Genomic DNA, 18,806 nt, shown 5'->3' on the forward strand with positions numbered 1-18,806 from the left:
CGGGCCGCGCCCCGATTCACCGCATGTCGGACATCCCGTCCGCATGGGCACCAGCGGACGAGAACACCCGGACCAAGGCGCTCGATGGCGGACCTGAAGATCACGGAGCGCCGGGTGGGCAGCGCCAGGCGGCGCTGGGGCTGGCGCTGCCTGTGCGGGTTGCTCGCGACGGTGGTCGTCCTCGGCGGCGTCCTCGGCGTCGCGGCGATCCGCCTGTCCAACGGGCCGATGCGGATCGACGGGCTCTCCGCCCGCGTCGCCCAGGCGGTGGCGGAGCGGATCGGCCCCGGCTGGTCCATCGCCATCCGCGGCTCGAGCCTCGAACTCGACCGTGAGAACACCCTGGCGCTCCGCTTCACCGGGCTCGACATCCGCAACCCGCAGGGCGCCCTGGTGGTGCGCGCCCCGCTCGCCCTGGTGAGCCTCGACCTCTGGGGGCTCCTGCATTTCAGCCTGAAGCCGCGCTCCATCGAGTTCCGCGACACGCAGACCACCGCCCTCGTCCACAAGGACGGCTCCATCGCCTTCGCCGCCTCCGAGGCGACCCAGGCGCCCGACGCCCCGGCCGTCCTGGTGGAGCCGCACACGCCGCCGAGCGTGGATGCGGCGCGGGGCAACGTCTCCCCCCTCTCGGCGGCGCTGGCCTCGATCTTCGGCGTGGTGCTCGATCCCGGCGGCGTGGTCGGCGCCCTCGACCGCGCCCGGATCACCGACGCGAAGATGCGGCTGATCGACGAGGACGGGCGCGAGCGGGCGGTCTTCGCCCGGGTGAACGGCCTGTTCGGCCGGGATCCCGTCACCGGCCTGCGGAGCTTCGAGCTCCGCCTCGACGGGCCGCACGGGGAGTGGCGCTTCGGCGGCAGCCTGCACGAGAACGGCGAGGGCGCCCGCTCGGGCCGCATCACCCTCGACGACCTCCCCCTCACCGACCTGTTGCTGCTCACGGGCCAATCGGCCCTGCCGTTCAGCACGGACCTGAAGCTCTCGGCCAGCGCCGACGTGGGCCTCGTCAACGGGCGGGTCACGGGCATGACCGCCAGGGTCCGTACCGGCGACGGGATGTTCCTGATCGAGGAGAAGGACTTCAACCCGGTCACGATCGACGACCTGACGGCGACGCTCAGCTGGGACGAGACCGCCCGCACCATGGCGCTGACGGGCCTCGACTACGCCGGCGGCGGCAACGCCCTGCACCTGACGGGCTCCTGGGCGCAGTCCCCCGCCGGCTCGGACACCGCCTGGACGGCGAGCCTCTCCGGCCGCAACGGCCTCCTGCGCGGGGCCACGCCCAAGGACGTGCCGGTCCGCCTCGACACCCTGGACACGCATCTCACGGGGCGCAACGGCGGCATCGTGCTGGACGATTTCGCCCTCAGCGGCCCCGGCGTGAAGGGTCACATCACCGGCACGATCGGCACCGAGGCCGACGACGGCGGCATCAACCTGCGCATCCAGGCGAGCGAGGGCGAGGTGCGCACCTTCCTGCGCCTGTGGCCGGAGCACATCGCGCCGGGCGTGCGCTACTACCTCGTGGACCAGTTGCGCGGCGGCCGGGTCGACTCGGCCGACATGAAGGTCGTCATGACCGGCAGCGAGATCGCGGAAGCGACCAAGGGCGCGCCGCTGCCCGACAAGGGCCTCGCCATCGCCTTCAAGATCTCGAACGCGGCGATCGACGTCTCCTCCGAGGCGCCGCCCGTGGTGAAGGGCAGCGTCACCGGCCTGATCACCGGGCGGACCACGACGGTGCGGGGGGTCACGGCGGAGGTGAAGGGTCCGGACGGGCGCAGCCTCGCCCTCACGGACGGCAGCTTCGTGATTCCCCAATCGGCCCCGGACCATGTGGTGGCGCAGATCGGCCTGCGCCTCTCGGGCGGGGCGGACGGGCTGGCGAGCGTCCTGTCCTCCAAGCTCTTCAAGGGGCTGGTGAGCGTCGATCTCGATCCGGCGACGATCAAGGGCACCGCCGACCTGCGGGTGGATTTCCCCCTCGACCTCAAGCACATCCCCGACCTGCCCGACATCCCGATCACCCTGACCGGGACCCTCGCGGACCTCTCCGTCGACAAGGTGGTCGGCAAGGACCGGCTGGAGGCGGGCCGGTTCGCCGTGTCCTACGACAAGGGCAGCTTCGCGCTGAAGGGCGACGGACGGGTGGGCGGGGCGCCCCTCACCGTCGACATGCACCAGCCCAAGGTCGGCGCACCGGGCGAGGCGATCGTCTCGCTCGCCCTCGACGACGCCCTGCGGGCCCGGAAGGGCCTGCCGACCGCGCCGCAACTCTCCGGCACGATCCCCGTGCGGGCGGTGATCGCGGTGGGCAAGCCAGGCGCCGGCAAGCCGCCGGTGCGGATCGAGGCCGACCTCGCCAGGGCGGGGATCGACGGGCTGCTGCCGGGCTTCACCAAGGCGGCCGGCAAGCCGGGCAAGCTCACCTTCACCCTCACCGAGCGTGAGGGCGGACGGGACGGCGGATACGACCTCCGGGACATCGCCCTGGATGCCGGCGCGGTCACCGCCCGGGGCAGCGCGGTGATCGGGGAGGGGGGCCTCGAACGGGCGGAGCTGACGAACGTCAAGCTCTCGCCGGGGGACGACCTGCGGGTGACCCTCGACAGGACTGGCGGCGGCTACAAGGTGGTGGTCCGCGGCGCGGTGGTGGATGCCCGCCCCTTCCTCAAGTCGCTCACCGGCCCGGACGGGAAGGGCGGCAAGGAGGCGAACCCGAAGGACATCGATGCCGACATCCAGGTGCCGATCATCACGGGCTTCAACGACGAGGCGCTGACCAACGCCAGCCTCAAGCTCTCCCTGCGCGGGCACGACCTGAGGGCCGCCACGATCTCCGGCCGCTTCCGCAGCGCGCCGCTGGCCGCGAGCGTGTCGCGCGGCGAACGTGGCGTCCCGACGCTCAGCGTCGAATCCGCCGACGCGGGCGCGACGCTCCGGTTCGTGGACATCTACCGGCGCATGTATGGCGGCTCGCTGGCGGCCGGGATCAACCTCAACGACGGGCCCCAGGCGGGCGTGGTCCACATCCGCGACTTCGTCCTGCGCAACGAACCGGCCCTGTCGAGCATCATGGCGCAGGGTCCGGCGGAACCCGCCGAGGAGGCGCCGAAGGGCCGCAAGGGCGCGGCGGCCGCGGGGCAGGCGACCGGCTCGGTCACCTTCGACCGGATGCGGGCGAACTTCGTGCGTAGCGGCAGCCGGGTGGATTTCACCGACGCGGCGATCTCGAACCCGGCGCTGGGCTTCACCCTCTCGGGCTGGCTCGATCCCGCGAAGGAGCGCACCGACATCAACGGCACCTTCGTGCCGCTCTACGGCCTGAACAACGTCGCCGCGCAATTGCCCATCGTCGGCCCGCTGCTCGGCGGCGGCAACAACGAGGGGCTGTTCGCGGTGAACTTCCGGGTCTCGGGCCGCCTGACGAACCCGGACGTGACGGTGAACCCGCTCTCGGCCATCGCGCCGGGCTTCCTGCGCAAGCTCTTCAGCGCCGGCGGCGGCCCCTTCGCGGAAGGATCACAGAACCAACCGGCCCCGCGCACCCGGTAACGGGATCCCCAAGGACGAGTCCTTGGGAGGGGTCCAGGGGCGACGCCCCTGGGAGACGCGGGGCTCCGCCCTGCACCCGCCAGAGGGCCCTGCCCTCTGGACACCCCTTACTTCTCGACGAAGGCCTTCTCGATCACGTAGTGGCCGGCCTCGCCGTGGTTGCCCTCTTCGTAGCCGCGGCTCGTCAGCAACTCACGGGTGTCGCGGATCATGTCCGGCGAGCCGCAGAGCATGAAGCGGTCGGCCTCGATGGCCATCGGCGGCAGGCCGATATCCTCGAACAGCTTGCCGGAGACCATCAGGTCGGTGATCCGGCCACGGTTGCGGAAGGGCTCGCGGGTCACGGTGGGATAGTAGATCAGCTGGTTCGAGATCATCTCGCCCAGGAACTCGTGGTTCGGCAGGTCCCGGGTGATCGTCTCACCGTAGGCAAGTTCCTGAACCTGCCGACAGCCGTGGACCAGCACGACCTTCTCGAAGCGGTCGTAGGTCTCGGGATCCTTGATGATCGACAGGAAGGGGGCGAGCCCCGTGCCCGTGCCGAGGAGGTAGAGGTGCCGGCCCGGCATGAGGTTGTCGAGCACCAGGGTGCCGGTGGGCTTCTTGCCGACGATGATCGGGTCGCCGACCTTCAGGTGCTGGAGCTTGCTCGTCAGCGGCCCGTCCTGGACCTTGATCGAGAAGAACTCCAGCTCGTCCTCGTAGTTGGCCGAGACCACCGAGTAGGCGCGCAGCAGCGGCCGCCCCTCGACCTCCAGGCCGATCATCGTGAACTCGCCGTTACGGAAGCGGAAGGCGGGGTCGCGGGTCGTGCGGAACGAGAACAGGTTGTCGGTCCAGTGGTGCACCGACAGCACCCGTTCTTCGTAAAACTTGCTCATCGCAGCATCAGTCCCCACAGGCTCGGATGGGATATCGACTCGATTGGGGCGGCTTTTCCCGCGCTGCGGCATACGCGTCAAGGCGCGCAGCGCCACACCCACCCGGAAAGGAAGGCCCTGGAATCGTTCGAATTTCTTAAATTTCCCCGGCGATCCCCAGCGGCTTTAGTCCCGCCTCGATCTCCGCCCGGCGCGGTTCGAGGAAGGGCGGCAGGGCGAGGCGCTCGCCCAGGGTCTCCAATGGCTCGTCGGAGGCGAAGCCGGGGCCGTCGGTCGCGATCTCGAACAGGATGCCGTTCGGCTCGCGAAAATAGAGGCTGCGGAAATAGTAGCGGTCGACGGGGCCGCTCGACGGCATCCGGCGGCTGCGCAGCCGCTCGGCCCAGGCTCCGTAATCGGCATCCGGGATGCGGAAGGCCACATGATGCACGCCGCCCGCACCGGCCCGCGCCGGGGCCGAGGCGTCGGCGTGGAGCTGGATCTCCGCCGCCGGTCCGCCGGGCCCCATCGCGAAAACCTCGATCCGTCCCTCCGGCGCGTCGAAGGCGCGCTCCCGGCGCATCCCGAGCACCTCGCTCAGCACGGCGGCGGTGCGCTCGGGCTGCGGGACGGACAGGCGGATCGGTCCGAGACCGCGGATCTGCTCCGCCGCCGGCACCGGCGAGCGGTCCCACGGGTGCGCTTCGCCCGCGCCACCGTCGTCGACGAGGGCGAGGCGCTGGCCCTCCGGATCCTCGAAGGCGAGGGTCGCCCGCCCGTCACGGGTCTCCGGCTCGCCCCGGCGCACGCCGGCGCGATCCAGACGCTCGCACCACGCCTCCAGCCCGCCCGCCACCCGCAGGTGGGTGAGGCTGATGCTGTTGGCGCCGCGCCGCTCGGGGGCCGCCGGCCAATCGAAGAAGGTGATGTCGCTGCCAGGGCTCGCGAGCCCGTCGGCGTAGAAGAGGTGGTAGGCCGAGACGTCGTCCTGGTTCACCGTCTTCTTCACGAGGCGCAGGCCGAGCACGCGGGTGTAGAACGCGAGGTTCTCCGCGGCGCGGGCGGTGACCGCCGTCAGGTGATGGATGCCGGTGAGTTGCATGGTCTCGGGCCTGTCCTGGGATACCCCTCAGGTAGGCAGAGCCGCCAGGGTTGCGAGTGCAGGGCTGGTGTGCGGAGAGTGCCACCCGTCATGGCGAGCGGGATCGAAACCATCTGGGGATGCGGGCCGTCTTCGACCGTGGCGCTGACCTGGATTGCTTCGGTGTCGCTCGCAATGACGGAAAAGGCGTGTGGCGCTGCTTCGTCTCGTGACGGCCCGCCCCTGGTAACTCAGAGCCCCACCGGCCGCCCGGCCGCGACGATGAGCATCTTGCCGTCGGCGAAGGTGCGGGCGGCGGCGCGGCGGATGTCGGCCTGGGTCACGGCCTCCACCATGGCGTTGCGGCGGGCGATGTAGTCCATCCCCAGGTCCTCGAAGGCGATCTGCACCAACTGGTGGGCGATCTTGGTCGAGGTGTCGAAGCCGAGCGCGTAGGAGCCGGTGAGGTAGTCCTTGGCCTTCTGCAGCTCCTCGTCGGACGGGCCTTCCGCGATGAGGCGGCCGATCTCGTCGCCGATCACCGACAGGGCCTCGCCCACGCGCTCGTTCTTGGTGGCGGTGTAGCCCCAGATCATCGCCGCCGCGCGGTGGCTGACCATCGAGGTGCCCACCGAGTAGGCGAGGCCGCGCTTCTCGCGCACCTCCTGGAACAGGCGGGAGGTGAAGGCGCCGCCGCCGAGGATGTGGTTGAGGACATAGGCGGGGATGAAGTCCGGATCGCGCCAGGGCACGCCCGCCATGCCGAAGCGGATCACCGATTGCGGCACGTCGAGATCGACCACGATCCGCTGGCCCAGCGCCTGGATCTCGGTGCGCGGCACGGCCTTCAGCGCACCGGCCTCGGGCAGGGCGCCGAAGGCCCGGGTGAGGGCCTCCGCCAGGGCCTCGGCGCCGATGGCGCCCACCGCCGCGACCTTGATCCGGCCCCGCCCGACGATCCGGGCGTGCATGGCGACGAGGTCGTCGCGGGTGATGGCGGCAACGCTCTCGATCGTGCCCGAAGAGGGCCGGGCGTAGGGGTGGCCGGCATAGGCTTCCTTGAAGAAGCGCCGGGAGGCCATCACGCCCGGATCGTTCTGCTGGTAGCGCAGCCCGGCGATCACCTGCGCCCGCACGCGCTCGATGGCGTCGGGGTCGAGACGGGGCTTGGCCAGCGCCAGGGCGAGGAGGTCGATCGCCTCGTCGGCATGCTTCAGGAGCATCTTGAGCGAGCCGCCGACGGCATCCGGCCCGGCGTGGAAGGACAGTTCGATCGCCCGCGCCGCGAGGCGCTCCTGGAAGGCGTCGGAGGTCAGGTCGCCCGCGCCCTCGTCGAGCAGGCGGGCGAGCATCTGGGCGCAGCCGGCCTTCCCCTCGGGATCCTGGGCGGCGCCGCCCTCGAAGGTGAAGGACAGGGCGATCATCGGCACCACGTGGGACTCCACGTGCCACGCCTCGACGCCGGGCACGGCCACGACGGGCAACGCCGTCGCCGGGCTCGTGACGGTCTGTGGGTCGGTCTCGGCCAGGCTCACGGCAGAGTTCATAGCGGCCTCGTCTGTTCTCGTTTCGGCGCGGGCGGGGCGAGCGGTCCGCAGGGACCTACTCGGCGGCCATCGCGACCGGGGCGTCGGGGTCCCGGGCCTTGGTGAGGTAGCCGGTGACCGAGCGGGCGGGGGTGAGCCAGCGCTCGCAGGCCGCCTTCAGGCGCTCCTGCGACACCGCCTCGATGTCGATGGGCCAGCGGCGCACATCCTCGATGGACTCGCCGATGGCCAGCGCCGAGCCGTAGATGCGGGCCAGCGAGGTCTGGCTGTCGGAGGAGTAGACCGTCTCGGCCACGAGGCGGGTCTTGGCCCGCTCGATCGCGTCGGCGGACAGGGCCTCGGAGGAGGCGCGGGCGAGCGCCTTGTCGAGGGCCGCCTCCAGCTGCTCCAGGCTCACCCCCTCGGCGGGGATGGCGTAGACCGAGAAGCGGGTGTCGTCGATGGCCGAGCCCATGTACCACGCGCCGGCATTCACGGCGATGCCCTGCTCCAGCACCAGCTTGCGGTAGAGGTAGGAGGTCGAGCCGCCGCCGAGCACCTCGGCCAGGAGTTCGAGGTCGTGGCAACCGCCGTCGCGGGCGGTGATGCAGGACGGGGCGAGGTAGAGGCGCTGGAGCGTCGGCTGCTCGACCTTCGGGTCGGCCACCGCGATGCGCCGGAGGGCCTTCGGCTCGGGCTCCCGGGGGCGGCGGCGCTCGGGGCGGGCACCCCGGGACGGCACGCGGCCGTAGGTATCCTCGGCGAGCCGCCGGACCTCGTCGGGCGTGACGTCGCCGGCGACCACCAGGATCGCGTTCTCCGGCGTGTAGAAGCGGTTGTAGTAGTCGAGGGCGTGGGTGCGGTCGAGGGACTCGATCTCGTGCATCCAGCCGATGATCGGGATGCCGTAGGGGTGGTGGACGAAGAGGGAGGCGGCCATGGCCTCCGAGAGCTGGGCGGAGGGGTCGGTCTCGACCCGCATCCGGCGCTCCTCCAGCACCACGTCGCGCTCGGGCGCCACCACCGCGTCGTCGAGGACGAGGCCGTGCATCCGGTCCGCCTCGAAGCCCATCATCGTGCCGAGATGGTCGCGGGCGACGCGCTGGAAGTAGGCGGTGTAGTCGTAGCTCGTGAACGCGTTCTCCTGGCCGCCGAGGCCGGACACCGCCTTCGAGAAGGCGCCCACCGGGTGCTTCTCGGTGCCCTTGAACATCAGGTGCTCGAGGAAGTGCGCGATGCCGGACTGGCCGATCGGATCGTCCGCCGACCCGTTGCGGTACCAGATCATGTGGGTCGCCACGGGCGCCCGGTGATCGGGCACCACCACCACGTCGAGGGCATTGTCGAGGGTGAAGGACGAGACCTCCGGGCCACCGGCCTCGGAGCGCCCGAAGGGAGCGGCCTCTCCCCGGCCGGCGGTCGCCTCGTAGCGCGCCTCCCGCATCCGGGGGGAAAGGGTGGGCGTCGCCGTCCTGAACCGATGCATACCGCGTGTCCTTCGTCAGCCCCAGCCTCGGCGATCCGGCCCGCGCGGGGGGATCGGACTTCGGGGCTTTCCCGGTCCGGGCGCGGCAAGAGCCGTGCCTGGACAAGTGTCGAGTGCGATGCGCCGTCCCTCGTCCCCGGGTCGCCGCAGCCCTCATGAATCCCGCCCGCGGGACGCGCATCCGGCCCGGAGCGCGCCGACGGGGCCTCGATCTAGAACCATGCCGGACCGCATGGCAAATGGGGACGACCTAAGTCGTTGTCACGTCATGCCCTGCCGGCGGGCCCCGTCCCCGCGCGCAGGCCTGCGCGCCTCAGCGCCGCTGCTGGGACCGCAGGTACGTGCCCGGATCGGCCTCCTCACGGTCGGCGTTGGCGCTCTTGACCGGCTCGTTCGAGGTGTTCACGACCCGCTTCGGCGCCTTGCGGTATCCGGTGGGCGGCTCGGTGAGGCTCTCCCGCGGCGGTTCGACGCTCGCGGGCGCGGCCTCCTCGCCCTTGCCCTTGAACAGCTCCAGCGGATCGAGCCACGAGGAGCGGCGGGCGTTGTCGCCGGGCTTGTCCTCGGCGGTGGTGGTGAGGTTAGCCCCGGCCCGGCGGCCGCCGCGCATCTCATCGACGGAGACCGTGGCGTTGTTGTCGTTGTAGCGGCCCTGAACCTGGTTGCCCTTGTTCGCCCGGCGCTCGTCGGCCTCGCGCTCGCGGTCAGCGGCGACGATCTCGGGATCCTTCGGCCAAGCGGCACTCTTGGTCCGGGCCCGCGGCGGCGGCAGGGCCTTGCCGTCGAGCTTGGGCGGCATCACCAGCGGCGCCCGCTCGTGGTAGTCGATCGGGGCCTGCTGCTTCTCCAGGAGGCCGATGCCCGAAAGCGCGTCGCGCATGATCTCGCCCTGCTGAGCCTCGGCCGGAGCGGCTGCCGCCAGGACGACGAGGGGCGAGAGGGCCAGGACAGGGAGGAGTCGAAGCCTGCGGTGCGCGCTCATGCTGCCTCACGGGTGGCCGGGCGGGAACCGGCGGGACGACGGCCGCCCACGCGGCCTGATCGGACAGGGTCCGGCGTGACGCCGGTTTCCGGCGATCGTATGGCGTCTTGGCCACGCCGGACCAGCCCCCCCGGCGGACGGGGCCTGTGTGTAGCGCGGATCACGGGCGCGGCGCGGCCCCGTCCCGCTCCCCGGCTGGGGATGGGGCCTTGGCCGCCGGGCGGAAGGAATCGAGTATCAGGCCGATCACCCCGGCCACGATCGCCGCGTCGGCGATGTTGAACACGTACCAGGACCATGCGCCCGCATGGAGGTGCACGAAGTCGAACACCGCCCCGTACACGGTCCGGTCGATGGCGTTGCCCAGCGCCCCGCCGACGACGAGTCCGAGCGCCGTGCCCAGCAGGCGCGTGGGGGCCCGCGTCATCCACCAGCCGAGGCCCAGCGCCGCCACGAGGGAGAGCCCCACCAGCAGCCAGCGGCCGAGCGGACTGTCCTGCTGGAACATCCCGTAGGACACGCCCCGGTTCCACACCACCACGAGGTCGAGGTTGGGGCCGTATCGCCAGGGCTGCGTCAGCACGAGGTCCGTGCCGAGATAGAGCCAGAGCTTCGAGGCCTGATCGAGGACGAGGGTGAGGAGGAGGGCCAGGAGGCCGGCGCGGGCGGGGGTCATGGGTGAGAATTCCCTCTCCTCGCTTGCGGGGAGAGGGCCGCGACGACCCCGTCGTCGGCGCCCCCCTCTCCCCGCAAGCGGGGAGAGGGGGGGAGTCCATCACCTTGACCGTTTATCCTCACGCGGCGCTCGCCTCCGGATGCGCCGCATCCCATTCCCGTAGGGCCTGGGCGTCGCGGGGGGTGACGTCGGGGAACTCCGCGTCGGCGCCGACTTCGGGGGTGACCCGCCAGGAGCGGGCGCATTTGCGCCCCTCGGCCGGGGTGGGCACCACCGCGACGCCGCGCACCTCGTCGAGGCGGAAGGCCTCGGCTGGGCCGTCGCCCTCGCTCACCGTGATCGCGGAGGTGATGCAGGTATCCGCGAAGGCGGTAAGCCCCAGCGATTCCACCGCCACGCGCAGGTCCGCGTCGGCGATGTGCACCACCGGTGCCGCCTCCAGGCTCGCGCCGATGCGCTTGGCCGCACGCTCGATCTCCAGCGCGCCCGTCACCACCCGGCGAACACGCCGGATCTTCTGCCACTTGGCCGCCAGCGCTTCATCGCGCCAGGAGGAGGGCGTCTCGGGCAGGGTCTGGAGATGGACCGAGCCGTCCTCGGAGGAGTACCGGTCGAGCCACGCCTCCTCCGCCGTGAAGGCCAGGACCGGGGCGAGCCAGACCACCACCCGGCGGAAGGTCTCGTCGATCACCTGCAGGGCGGCCCGCCGCGTCACCGAGGAGATCGGATCGCAGTAGAGCGCGTCCTTGCGCACGTCGAAGTAGAAGGACGACAGGTCGCCGGTCATGAACCCGTTGAGCAGCGCCACGACCCGCTTGGTGTCGTAGGTGGCGTAGGCCTCGCGGATCTCGCCGTCGAGCTCGGCCAGCCGGTGCAGGATGAACCGCTCCAGCTCCGGCATGTTGTGGAACTCGACGTCGTCGTTCGGCACCCGGTGGGCGAGAGAACCCAACATCCAGCGCAGGGAGTTGCGCAGCTTGCGGTAGGTCTCCGCAAACGTCTTGATGATCTCCGGGCCGATGCGCAGGTCGTCGGTATAGTCGGAGGCCGCCACCCACAGGCGCAGGATGTCGGCGCCCGAATCCTTGATGACGCTCTGCGGCGCGACGACGTTGCCCTTCGACTTCGACATCTTCAGGCCCTTGCCGTCGAGGACGAAGCCGTGGGTCAGCACCACGTCGTAGGGCGCCCGGCCGCGGGTGCCGGCGGATTCGAGCAGGGAGGACTGGAACCAGCCGCGGTGCTGGTCCGAGCCTTCGAGGTACATCACCTTGTCCTGGCCGCCGTCGCGGACGCGCGTCACGCCCGACAGGCCGGGAAACTGTTCCGGATCGTCCAGCACGAAGGCGTGGGTCGAGCCCGAATCGAACCACACGTCGAGCACGTCCATCACCTGCTCGTAGGCGGCCGGGTCGTGCTCCGGGGCGAGGAAGCGGGAGGCCGCGTCGGGCGCGAACCACGCATCCGCCCCCTCGGCGGCGAAGGCATCGTGGATGCGGGCGTTGACGGCCCCGTCCCTCAGCACCTCGCCGGTCTCCTTATGGACGAACACGGTGATCGGCACGCCCCAGGCGCGCTGGCGCGAGACCACCCAGTCCGGCCGGTTGCCGACCATGCCGTCGATGCGGTTCTTGCCCTGTGGCGGCACCCATTGCGTGTCGTTGATCGCCTGCGTGGCGACCTCGCGGAGCGTCCGGTTGCCGAGCGAATCCACCGGCCGGTCCATGGCGATGAACCATTGCGGCGTGTTGCGGAAGATCACCGGCTTCTTCGAGCGCCAGGAATGCGGGTACTGGTGGCGCAGCACCCCGCGGGCGACCAGCGCCCCCGCCTCGGTGAGCGCGGCGATCACCGCCTTGTTGGCGTCGCCCTTCTCGCCCTTCTCCGTGTAGACGCGGCGCCCCGTGAAGCCCGGCGCCGCCTTGGTGAGCGTGCCGTCGGCATCCACCGTGTAGGGGATCGTCGTGTCGATGCCGCGCTCGGCCAGCCGGCGGCCCGAGGCCATCCAGAGCTCGAAATCCTCGCGGCCGTGGCTCGGCGCCGTGTGGACGAAGCCGGTGCCGGATTCGTCGGTGACGTGATCGCCGTCGAGCAGCGGAACGTCGAACGCGTAGCCGAGACCCGCCAGGGGATGGGCGAGGGTCAGGCCCGCCAGCGTCTCGGCGGTGACGTCCCCGACGCGCTCGTAGGCCTCGACGCGGGCCGCCTTGAACACCGTCGCCGCGAGGGAGTCGGCCAGGATGTAGGTTTCGCCGGGCTTGGCCCAGTTGTCCTCCGGTGCGCCGGTGACCTCGTACAGGCCGTAGGAGATCTTCTTGGAGTAGGCGACGGCCCGGTTGCCGGGCATCGTCCAGGGCGTCGTGGTCCAGATCACGACGCGGGCACCCTGGAGCGCCTCACCGCCCTGCGTGATCGGAAACGCACAAAAGATCGTATCGGAGACGTGCTCCTCGTACTCGACCTCGGCCTCGGCGAGCGCCGTCTTCTCCACCACCGACCACATCACCGGCTTCGAGCCGCGGTAGAGCTGGCCGGTGACGGCGAACTTCATGAGTTCGTCGGCGATGGCGGCCTCGGCCGGGAAGGCCATGGTGGCGTAGGGATGGTCCCAGTCGCCGGTGACGCCGAGCCGCTTGAACTCCTCGCGCTGCACGTCGAGCCAGTGGGCGGCAAACGTCCGGCATTCCTGCCGGAACTCGATCACCGGCACGTCGTCCTTGTTGCGACCCTTGGCGCGGTACTGCTCCTCGATCTTCCACTCGATCGGCAGGCCGTGGCAGTCCCAGCCGGGGACGTAGTTGGCGTCCTTGCCCAGAGCCCCCTGGCTGCGGACGATCACGTCCTTCAGGATCTTGTTCAGCGCCGTGCCGATGTGGATGTTGCCGTTGGCGTAGGGCGGGCCGTCGTGCAGCACGAATTTCGGCCGCCCCGCCGCCGCCTGCCGGATCTTTTCATAGAGGCCGGTCCGGGCCCAGCGCTCCAAGAGCAGCGGCTCGCGGGTCGGGAGCCCGGCGCGCATCGGAAACTCGGTGCTCGGCAGGAACAGGGTCTTGGAATAGTCGCGGGCCTGCGCGGCGGGCGCGTTCGTGTCGGGGGTGGTCATCGGGTCTCGCAAGGTCGGGCGTTCTGGCCGGCGCGGGCCGGCGGGCGGGTTTGTCGGATCCCGGCCTGCCGCGGGGCCCGGCCGCGCGGACGCGTGCGGGCCCTCAGGCGGCGACCGGGCTCGTAATTCGCCGGGCGCTCCGGGCGGAGCGCGAAATGCGGAACGCGTGCATCGCGCCTCTCTAGCAGCAGCCCCCGGCGGTTTCCAGCGGGGAGGGCGGGCGGCCCATCCTGCCCCGCACGAAGGAGGCGGGCCGTTTCATCCCCCGGCCTTGCACCGGACGCGTGCAACGAAAAGTGGAATTGGCCGTTCGCAGGGTGAGCCGGCCACCGGCTACGCTTCCGGAGGAACCCCCATGACCCACACCCTCAAGACGGCCCTTCTCGCCGCGGCGCTGGCCGCCGGATCCCTCACCCTGGCCCTGCCCGCCTCGGCCCAGGGCCTCGTCGGCGGCGTGCAGCGCGGCGCGGCCGAGGGCGATCGCGTCGGCGGCCCCATCGGCGGCGTGGTCGGCGGAGCCGTGGGCGGCGCGGTCGGCACCGTCAACGGCGCACTCGGGATCGATCCGGGCCGCCGCGCCTACCGCACCGACATGCGCTCCCGGAAGGGCTACCGCCGGACGCACCGCCGGCACCACCGCTGAGAACGGGGTATCCAGAGGGCGAGCCCTCTGGCGGGTGCAGGGCAGGGCCCTGCGGTCGGGGCCTCGCCCCGACACCCCACCCAAGGGCGTGACGCCCTTGGGAATCCCCGGGATTATGCCTCCCGGCGGAGGGTGTCCTGGGCCAGGAGATACAGGCCGGAGCCGACGACGATCATCGCGCCGAGGATGGTCCAGCGGCCCGGCAGGTCGCCGAAGAGCAGGAAACCCAGCGTCACCGACCACAGGAGCTGGGTGTAGATGAACGGCGCCAGCACGTTCGCCGGGGCACGGGCATGGGCCATCACCAGCAGCCAGTGGCCCAGCGTGCCGAACAGGGCCACCGCCAGCAGCAGAACCCAGTGGTGCCAGTCGGCCGGGCTGGTCCAGATCCAGGGCAGGAGCGGCGCCATCAGCGCGACGCCGGCGAGGCCGGTGTAGAACATCGTGGTCGCGGTCGAATCGTAGGCCGCGAGCTTGCGCGTGATGATCGCGTAGAAGGCGTAGACGATCACGTTGCCGACGCAGAGCAGCGTCGCCGGATGCACGGCGCCGACGCCCGGCTGCACGATCACCAGCACGCCGACGAAGCCGACGCCGATCGCCAAGAGGCGGGCCCGGGACGACCACTCCCCGAGGAGCGGGCCGGCCAGCAGCGCGACGGTGAGCGGCGCGGCGAACTGGATGGAGATCGTCTCGGCCATCTGCAGGTAGCGCAGGGCGACGAAGTTCAGCGCCGTCGAGGCGAAGAGCAGCAGGGAGCGCACGATCTGCAGGCCGAGGCGGCGGCTGCGCACCACGCTCGGGGTCCGCACGGGGTTCACGAACAGGGAGATCATGGCGACGCTGGCGGCGTAGCGCATGAAGGTGGTCACCAGCGGATCGACCCCGGCCCGCGCCAGGGTCTTGGCGCAGGCATCGAGCCCCGCGAAGAACGCCACCGCCCCGCACATGAGAGCGATGCCGAAGAGGCGGCGGCGGCGCGCAGCATCGGCCGCACCGGCCTCGGGCCTGGTCGCGTCGGTGGGCACGGTGGTGGCGATCGGGGCCATCGGAGCGGTTCGGAGGGGGGCGGAAACCCGCGAGGCTGGACGCCATCGTGACCGGTCCGGCACGGCCAAGATAGGGGCCGCGACGCAACCGAACCATGCGGTGGCCGTGGGTGGCGACCGCCGCCCGTTGAGCGGGCGTTAACCTGTTCCGGTTCCGGGACCGCCAGGCGAGCCCGACTTGGCGCCCCTCAGTGCTTGGCGACCTTGGCCCCGGCGTCGGCCTTCTCCAGGGCCGCAACCTTGGTCGGAACCGGCTTCGGCGGCGTCGGCTTGGCGGCCGCCACCTTCGCGGTCGCCGGGCCCTTCGCCGGGGACGCCTTGGCTGCGTCCGCAGGCTTCGCGGAGACGGCGACCTTGGCGGCGACGGCCACCTTGGCGGGACCTGCGACCTTGGCGGGAATAGCGATCTTGGCGACCGGCTTGGCCGCCGTCGCGGCCGGCTTGGGCTTGGCCGTCGCGGCGGCCCCGGCGATCAGCGCGGAGAGGCCCGACTGGTCGAGAGAGGGCGCGGCCCGCACCGGTTCGGACGGCATCGCCGCCGCCTGCTGGACCGTGGACGCCGGGGCGGCGTCCATCCGGCGCGGCGCCACGGAGCCCGTGGTCTCCGGCTCGGCGACGCTGGCGAGGACCGGCCGCACCGACGTGCCCGGCTCACGCTGGAGTCGCAGCGCCCAATGCGCGGCGGTGGAGAGGGCGGCAATGGCCAGGATCGCCTTGATCCCGCTAGTGAGCAGGGCACGCATGTGTGGAACCCGAAAAAACTCAAATCACGCGGGGCCGGATCCCCGGCCTTACTGCACAGTTGCAGGTTTGCGTGAATGAAGCGGGAACCGGCCTGCCCGAGCCCTGCCCCGCTTCGGGACAGGCCGCAGCTGAGCGGCGGCATCTCGTGTGGGCCCTGCGCCTGATCCGCGGTTCCTGTTCCCCGCGCCTCCGACACTCCTGCAGCCGCTCGGCCCACTAAGCCTCACAGGTGCGATCCAGAGAACTGGTCCGGACCGTCCCGTCACTGCCGACCCCGCTACCATGCAGGCCCGAGCGGGCTCGCGAAACCTTCAGGCGCATCGGCCGCGGGGAAGGCCCGTGTAAGGGACGGCGGCGGAGCCGGCAACCGATCCTGCGCGGACCCGGCGCCGCAGTCGGGATATCCAGGGGCTTCGTCCCTGGACCCCACCGGAGGACACGTCCTTCGGGATCCTCGGAGTTCAGCGCAGCGAGCCGCAGAAGCGTTGGATGCGGCGGCAGGCTTCCTCCAGCACCGTGTCGGAGGTGGCGTAGGAGATGCGCAGGTTCGGGCCGAGCCCGAAGGCCGAGCCGTGCACCGCCGCCACGCCCTCGGCCATCAGCAGCTCGGTGACGAAGTCCTCGTCGGTCTCGATCACCTTGCCGCCCTCGGTGCGGCGGCCGATCAGCTCCGCGCAGGACGGGTAGACGTAGAAGGCTCCCTCCGGCGTCGGGCAGGACAGGCCCTTGGCCTGGTTCAGCATCGACACGACGAGGTCCCGGCGCGCCTGGAACGCCTTGCGGAACCGGGCGATGTGGTCCTGCGGGCCTTCGAGCGCCGCCACCGCCGCCCATTGCGCCACGGTGGTGGCGCCGGAGGTCTGCTGGCCCTGCACGAAGTCCATCGCCTTGATGAGCGTCTCCGGGCCGGCGGCGAAGCCGATGCGCCAGCCGGTCATGGCGTAGCCCTTCGAGACGCCGTTCATGGTCAGCGTCCGCTCGTAGAGGGCGGGCTCGACCTGGGCCGGGGTCACGAACTCGAAATCGCCGTAGGTCAGGTGCTCGTAGATGTCGTCGGTGAGGACGTGCACGTCCGGGTAGCGCAGGAGCACGTCGGTCAGCGCCTTCATCTCGCTGCGCGAATAGGCGGCGCCCGAGGGATTCGACGGCGAGTTGAGGATGATCCACTTGGTCTTGGGCGTCAGCACGCGCTCCAGCTCGGCGGGCTGGAGCTTGAAGCCCTCCTCCATGCGCGTGTCGGCGAAGACCGCCGTGCCGCCGCACAGGCCCACCATCTCCGGGTAGGACACCCAGTAGGGCCGCGTGATCACCACCTCGTCGCCGGGGTTCAGCGTGGCGAGCAGCGCGTTGTACAGGATGTGCTTGCCGCCCGTGGCGACGATGGTCTGGCTCGGCTTGTAGTCGAGCCCGTTGTCGCGCTTGAACTTCTTCGCGATCGCCTCGCGCAGGGGCACGATGCCCGAGACCGGCGGGTAGCGGGTCTCGTTGCGGTTGATCGCGTCGATGCCGGCCTGCTTGATGTGCTCCGGCGTGTCGAAATCCGGCTCGCCCACCGAGAGCGAGATCACGTCGACGCCCGACGCCTTCAGCTCCCGCGCCTTCTGGGTCATCTGGATGGTCGCGGAGGGCTTCACCCGCGAAAGGACGTCGGCGAGGAAGGCCATGGTCGCTGCGTGCTCCGTTGGAAACGGCCGGACCCTAGTCCCGGGGCCGTGAGCCGGCAAGCATCGTGCACGGCATCGCATTTCGGGTTGACCGCCCGGCACCTCGGCCCGTTCACTGATCGCTCACGGGGCCATGAGCCGGGCTCGGCGATGCCCCCTCTGGCGGTCGGCCCCGCGACGATCTGGAGGTCGGACGACGGACCATCGCGTTCGAACGTTCGGCGGTGCTCGCCTCCACGATCGACCAAGGACGGGTGCTCGTCGGCAACGTCTTTTACGGGGGAAGGGACTTCGAACGATTTTACGCGGCGGGCGGAGAATCGGACGAGGCGGCGTCGTAACCCCGCGAGCCCTCCCGCATCGCCGCCCGCGCCCCCATCTCACGGACATGATCCCCCTGTCCGTCCTCGACCTCTCCTTCGTCTCGGCCGATTCCACCCCCGCCCAGGCCCTGCACGACACCCTGGCGCTCGCCCGGCACGTCGATACCCTCGGCTACCGGCGCTACTGGCTCGCGGAGCACCACGCCCTGCCGAACGTGGCGAGCCCGGCTCCAGAGATCATGATCGGCCAAATCGCCGCCGCCACGACGCGCCTGCGGGTCGGCTCGGGCGGGATCATGCTGCCGAACCACGCGCCGCTGATGGTGGCCGAGCGGTTCCGGATGCTGGAGGCCCTCTTTCCCGGCCGGATCGACCTCGGCCTCGGCCGGGCGCCCGGCACGGACGGGATCACCGCCCGCGCCCTGCGGCGGCGGGAGGCCCCCTCCGGCAACGGCGGCGACGACTTCCTCGACCGGCTGCAGGAATTGCTGTTCTGGGACCAGGGCTTCCCCGAGGGCCACCCGTTCCGGTCCATCGTGGCGAGCCCGGCGGGCGTGCCCCTTCCGCCGCTCTTCCTCCTCGGCTCGTCGGATTACAGCGCGCAGGTGGCGGCGCAGATCGGCGCGGGCTTCGGCTTCGCCCAGCACTTCGCGGGGATGCCGGCGGAGGGGCCGATGCGGGCCTACCGGCAACGGTTCGAGCCCTCGCGCCTCGGGCCCAAGCCGCACGCGATCCTCGCGGTGGCGGCGATCTGCGCCCCGACGGACGCGGAGGCCGAACGGCTGGCCGCGAGCGCCCGGCTCTCGACGCTGCGCCGGGAGCGCGGCGAATACCGGCCCCTACCGAGCCTCGCCGAGGCGCTGGACTATCCCTACACGCCCGCCGAGCGGGCGCGGATCGAACAGGGCCGGGACAGGCTCCATGTCGGCGCGCCGGAAACCCTGCGGGCCAGGCTCGCGGCGCTCGCCGAATCGGTCCAGGCGGATGAGCTGATGATCGTCACGGCCGTGCCGGACCGCGCGGCCCGGCACGACTCCTACCGCCTGCTGGCGGAGGCATGGGGCCTCCAAGGAGCGTGACGCGGGGCGTGACGCCCCCTTGGCGGGGG

13 protein-coding genes are annotated in these 18,806 nt (G+C 71.3%); 3 read left to right on the plus strand and 10 right to left on the minus strand.

Annotated features, from left to right (window positions below; all coding sequences use genetic code 11):
* The first annotated feature begins 84 nt into the window (after positions 1–84).
* A complete protein-coding gene (locus tag MFF06_RS06185) occupies positions 85–3,561 on the plus strand; it encodes a hypothetical protein (protein ID WP_238202147.1) in 3,477 nt (1,158 codons plus the stop codon).
* A 107-nt stretch (positions 3,562–3,668) separates the two neighbouring features.
* On the opposite strand, the gene MFF06_RS06190 is transcribed toward MFF06_RS06185, so the two are convergent.
* The 7 genes from MFF06_RS06190 to ileS all read right to left on the minus strand — a co-directional run bounded on the left by MFF06_RS06190 (position 3,669) and on the right by ileS (position 13,275).
* Positions 3,669–4,442, minus strand: a complete 774-nt coding sequence (locus tag MFF06_RS06190) for a ferredoxin--NADP reductase (protein WP_238202148.1) — start codon at positions 4,440–4,442, stop codon at positions 3,669–3,671.
* 136 nt (positions 4,443–4,578) lie between these two features.
* The gene (locus MFF06_RS06195) at positions 4,579–5,523 is read right to left on the minus strand and encodes a ring-cleaving dioxygenase (protein ID WP_238202149.1); all 945 of its coding nucleotides are present in this window, start codon (positions 5,521–5,523) and stop codon (positions 4,579–4,581) included.
* A 230-nt stretch (positions 5,524–5,753) separates the two neighbouring features.
* Complete coding sequence (locus tag MFF06_RS06200) at positions 5,754–7,049, minus strand: M16 family metallopeptidase (RefSeq protein ID WP_238202150.1); 1,296 nt, start codon at positions 7,047–7,049, stop codon at positions 5,754–5,756.
* A 55-nt stretch (positions 7,050–7,104) separates the two neighbouring features.
* Positions 7,105–8,514: a M16 family metallopeptidase gene (locus tag MFF06_RS06205; RefSeq protein ID WP_370876641.1), complete on the minus strand. Its 1,410-nt coding sequence runs from the start codon at positions 8,512–8,514 to the stop codon at positions 7,105–7,107.
* A gap of 313 nt (positions 8,515–8,827) precedes the next feature.
* Positions 8,828–9,496, minus strand: a complete 669-nt coding sequence (locus tag MFF06_RS06210; RefSeq protein WP_238202151.1) for a hypothetical protein — start codon at positions 9,494–9,496, stop codon at positions 8,828–8,830.
* Between the two features lie 160 nt (positions 9,497–9,656).
* Positions 9,657–10,172 carry a signal peptidase II gene (gene lspA, locus MFF06_RS06215; protein WP_238202152.1) on the minus strand — a complete coding sequence of 172 codons (516 nt, stop codon included), beginning with the start codon at positions 10,170–10,172 and terminating at the stop codon, positions 9,657–9,659.
* A 118-nt stretch (positions 10,173–10,290) separates the two neighbouring features.
* Entirely contained in the window at positions 10,291–13,275 is a 2,985-nt protein-coding gene (gene ileS, locus MFF06_RS06220; protein WP_238202153.1) for an isoleucine--tRNA ligase, read from the minus strand.
* A gap of 355 nt (positions 13,276–13,630) precedes the next feature.
* On the opposite strand from ileS, the gene MFF06_RS06225 reads away from it, so the two are divergent.
* Positions 13,631–13,918 carry a hypothetical protein gene (locus MFF06_RS06225; RefSeq protein ID WP_238202154.1) on the plus strand — a complete coding sequence of 96 codons (288 nt, stop codon included), beginning with the start codon at positions 13,631–13,633 and terminating at the stop codon, positions 13,916–13,918.
* Between the two features lie 113 nt (positions 13,919–14,031).
* Here the strand turns inward: MFF06_RS06225 and MFF06_RS06230 are convergent, their stop codons facing one another.
* The 3 genes from MFF06_RS06230 to MFF06_RS06240 all read right to left on the minus strand — a co-directional run bounded on the left by MFF06_RS06230 (position 14,032) and on the right by MFF06_RS06240 (position 17,375).
* On the minus strand, positions 14,032–14,967 hold the full coding sequence (locus MFF06_RS06230; protein ID WP_238202155.1) for a DMT family transporter: 936 nt from the start codon (positions 14,965–14,967) through the stop codon (positions 14,032–14,034).
* Positions 14,968–15,155: 188 nt separating this feature from the next.
* Positions 15,156–15,710: a hypothetical protein gene (locus MFF06_RS22750; RefSeq protein ID WP_306421653.1), complete on the minus strand. Its 555-nt coding sequence runs from the start codon at positions 15,708–15,710 to the stop codon at positions 15,156–15,158.
* A 462-nt stretch (positions 15,711–16,172) separates the two neighbouring features.
* Entirely contained in the window at positions 16,173–17,375 is a 1,203-nt protein-coding gene (locus MFF06_RS06240; protein ID WP_238202156.1) for a pyridoxal phosphate-dependent aminotransferase, read from the minus strand.
* A 388-nt stretch (positions 17,376–17,763) separates the two neighbouring features.
* On the opposite strand from MFF06_RS06240, the gene MFF06_RS06245 reads away from it, so the two are divergent.
* Positions 17,764–18,777, plus strand: coding sequence for an LLM class flavin-dependent oxidoreductase (locus tag MFF06_RS06245; RefSeq protein ID WP_238202157.1), 1,014 nt, complete (start codon positions 17,764–17,766; stop codon positions 18,775–18,777).
* Positions 18,778–18,806 lie beyond the last annotated feature (29 nt).

It is taken from the genome of Methylobacterium aerolatum (assembly GCF_022179085.1).
Classification (GTDB): Bacteria; Pseudomonadota; Alphaproteobacteria; order Rhizobiales; family Beijerinckiaceae; genus Methylobacterium; species Methylobacterium aerolatum.